We start from the raw sequence: 3327 nt of genomic DNA, 5'->3' as shown, positions 1-3327 counted from the left end.
GCCGGATCACGAATACCGTCAAGTGCCTGCCGCCGCAGAACAAACCCGAGCCGGCCGAAGTAAAGCGCTGCAACCGTTATTTGCGTGACGAGATCGCCGGCCTCGCAGCCGATTCCGCGATCCTGGCGCTGGGCGGAATCGCCCATCGTGCGGTCCTGCTGGCTATGGAAATCAAGACATCGTCGCGCCCATTCGCCCATGGCGCGATGCACCGCCTGCCTGGCCGGCCCCTGCTGTTCGACAGCTACCACTGCAGCCGCTACAACACACAGACGCGACGTCTGACCGAGTTCATGTTCGAAGCGGTATTCGCAAGCATCGCAAGGTATTTGCGGGATTGAGCCATGAACGAAAGAGTGACGGCTTAGTCTTTGTACGCATGGAACAAGTTGTCTTCAACGCCGCGGAGACGCTGGCGAATTTGCCGCATAGGCCGGGCATTTATCGCATGGTGAACAGCGAAGGCCAGGCGATCTACGTCGGCAAAGCGCGCGATCTCAAAAAACGCGTGTCCTCCTATTTTCAGAAAAGTCTGGGAGTTTCGCCGCGAATTCAGTCAATGGTCGCGCAGGTTGCCGCCATCGAAACGACCGTGACGCGCTCGGAAGCAGAGGCGCTGCTGCTCGAAAACAACCTGATAAAAACCTTGACGCCGCGCTATAACATCAGGTTTATCGACGACAAATCCTATCCCTATATCAAGCTCACCGGCGACTCGGTGCCGCGCATCGCCTACTATCGGGGCGCTCTCGATAAAGCCCATCGTTATTTCGGTCCGTTCCCGAATGCGGGCGCGGTCAAGGAAAGTATTCATCTGCTGCAAAAGGTATTTCGTGTCCGCACCTGTGAGGACACGGTTTTCCGCAATCGTTCGCGTCCCTGTCTGCTGTATCAGATTCGCTGTTGTTCAGCCCCATGCGTGGGCTTGATCGATCCCGCGAGCTATCTGGAGGACGTCAACAGCGCCGCATTATTCCTGCAGGGGAAGGAAGACGAAGTCATTCAAAGGCTGATAGACAAGATGGATAGCGCGGCCGAACGCCATGATTTCGAAGCTGCCGCGCTGTTTCGGGATCAAATCAAAAGCCTGCGCACGGTGCGCGAAAAACAGTTCGTCGCCAACGACAGCGAGCTCGATGCCGATATCATCGCGTGCGCCGGCAATGGCGGCATCGTTTGCGTCAATCTGGTCATGATTCGCGGCGGCCGCCACTTGGGCGACAAGAGTTTTTATCCGAAGAATGCCGATGATTGCGATGCCGGCGGCGCCCTCGAAGCTTTCGTCGCGCAGCATTATCTCGGCCGCATAGCCCCGCCCCTGATCGTCGTCAGCGAGAAGATTGCAGTCCGTGCGCTAGAGGAGTTGCTGACCGAACAAAGCGGCCGCAAGGTGCGCATCGTCAATAACGCGATTGGCGGCAGAAAGGTCTGGGTGTCGATGGCAACGCAAAACGCGCGTCTCGGCATCGACCAGAAGCTGGCTATGGCAGCGACGCGGGAAGCGCGACTGTCTGCATTGCAGCAATCGCTGAATCTGCCCGATTCCGCGCGCCGTATCGAATGCTTCGACATCAGCCATACCGGGGGCGAGGCGACCGTCGCGTCGTGTGTGGTTTACGATCACGGCAGCATGCAGAATAGTGAATACCGCCGCTACAACATCACCGGCATCACCCCCGGTGACGATTGCGCCGCGATGCGCCAGGTGCTGACGCGCCGCTACCGCAAACTCGCGGAAGGCGAGGGCAAAGCGGCCGATGGGAAACTGCCTGATTTGATTCTGATCGACGGAGGCCGGGGCCAGGTCGGCGTCGCGTTCGAAGTGTTGTCCGAATTCGGCCTGAACGAAATCGCGCTGATCGGCGTAGCCAAAGGGGAAGCGCGCAAGCCGGGGCTCGAGTCGCTGGTTTTTGCCCACGATCAAAAGCCGCTACAATTGGGCGCCGATCATCCGGCGTTGCATCTGATCCAGCAGATACGCGATGAAGCGCACCGATTCGCCCTATTCGGCCATCGCGCAAAGCGCGCCAGAGCGCGCACCAGTTCGAGCCTAGAACAGATCGGCGGCATCGGTGCGAAACGCCGGCAGCGCCTGCTGACGCGCTTCGGCGGGCTCAAGGGTGTGCAAACGGCCAGCGTCGACGAGCTGGCGCGGGTGGAAGGTATCAGCCGCGCCCTGGCCGAGAAAATTTATCAGGAATTGCATTGATCAATGCGGCTGGCTGGCTTTCAAAAACGAACATCCAGTGCTCGATAACCTCGCAAAGCAAAGCGCTGCCGGCATGCCGCTAAACGTTCCCAATCTGCTGACATGGTTGCGCATCCTGATGATCCCGCTGTTCGTCGGCATTTTTTATCTGCCCGATGCCTGGCTGCCGATGCATCAGAAAAATCTGATCGCGACGCTGCTGTTCGCACTGGCCGCGATCACCGATTGGCTCGACGGTTATCTCGCGCGGACGCTGAATCAGGCGTCGGCCTTCGGCGCATTTCTCGACCCTGTGGCCGACAAGTTGATGGTCGCGGCGGCGCTGATCGTTCTCCTCGATCTCGAACGCGTCAATCCGACCATCGCATTCATCATCATCGGCCGTGAAGTGGCCGTATCCGCGCTGCGGGAATGGATGGCGCTGATCGGCGCCGGAAAAAGCACGGCAGTCTCGTTGACCGGAAAAATCAAAACCGGGACGCAAATGGCGGCCATTTTGCTGCTGCTGTATCACGACAGCCTCGCTGTACTGAACGGGCATGCAATCGGCACCTGGCTGATTTACCTCGCCGCCGTCCTGACGCTGTGGTCGATGGCGTATTACATGAAAATGGCATGGCCGCAGGTCGCGGAACGCGTTTAGAGCGCACGTTTCCTTGACAAAAAGAGGTGAGGAAATATAATCCCTGTTCTGTTTTTCGCGGGAATAGCTCAGTGGTAGAGCACAACCTTGCCAAGGTTGGGGTCGCGAGTTCGAGCCTCGTTTCCCGCTCCAGATAAGCTCCAAGGGAAAACTGGTGTTTAGTGCGGGTAAGCTGACGGTTAAGCTTCCGAAACAAAATGGCATCGCGTTTCGGCAGCACCAAAGGCGGCCCTCGCTGAAACGGAGTTTTCCCTTTTTAATTCCAGTCCCGATGTTTCCTGATATGCGCTAAAGACGCGCGGGAACGCGTAACCCCGGGCGGGGTGGCAGAGTTGTCATGCAGCGGCCTGCAAAGCCGTGTACGCCGGTTCGATTCCGACCCCCGCCTCCATCGCGTGGTACAAAGCAGTCCAGTAAAGTCCAAAAACTATAATAAAACAGTAAAATAAGCCGCGTAGGTCATCCAGTAGTATCC

3 protein-coding genes and 2 tRNA genes are annotated in these 3327 nt (G+C 58.0%); all 5 read left to right on the top strand.

The genetic code is table 11. The features are described 5' to 3' along the window. Positions 1 to 341: uracil-DNA glycosylase (locus H0V78_10255; GenBank protein MBA2352137.1), on the top strand; the 341-nt coding region annotated here is incomplete at its 5' end. Positions 342 to 379: 38 nt separating this feature from the next. Next, on the top strand, positions 380 to 2209 hold the full coding sequence (gene uvrC, locus H0V78_10250) for an excinuclease ABC subunit UvrC (GenBank protein ID MBA2352136.1): 1830 nt from the start codon (positions 380 to 382) through the stop codon (positions 2207 to 2209). A 73-nt stretch (positions 2210 to 2282) separates the two neighbouring features. Then, the gene (gene pgsA / locus H0V78_10245; GenBank protein MBA2352135.1) at positions 2283 to 2852 is read left to right on the top strand and encodes a CDP-diacylglycerol--glycerol-3-phosphate 3-phosphatidyltransferase; all 570 of its coding nucleotides are present in this window, start codon (positions 2283 to 2285) and stop codon (positions 2850 to 2852) included. Between the two features lie 57 nt (positions 2853 to 2909). Further along, positions 2910 to 2984, top strand: a tRNA-Gly gene (locus tag H0V78_10240). Between the two features lie 185 nt (positions 2985 to 3169). Beyond that, a tRNA-Cys gene (locus H0V78_10235) sits at positions 3170 to 3243 on the top strand. Positions 3244 to 3327: the final 84 nt, after the last annotated feature.

It is taken from the genome of Burkholderiales bacterium (assembly GCA_013695435.1).
Classification (GTDB): Bacteria; Pseudomonadota; Gammaproteobacteria; order Burkholderiales; family JACMKV01; genus JACMKV01.
The sequence above is the reverse complement of the archived record's forward strand: the minus strand, read 5'-3'. Positions and strand labels throughout refer to the sequence as shown.

Excerpts from the sequence above, each read along its gene's own strand:
- pgsA (MBA2352135.1), top strand. The coding sequence starts at position 2,283 with ATGCCGCTAAACGTTCCCAATCTGCTGACATGGTTGCGCATCCTGATG.
- uvrC (MBA2352136.1), top strand. The coding sequence starts at position 380 with ATGGAACAAGTTGTCTTCAACGCCGCGGAGACGCTGGCGAATTTGCCG.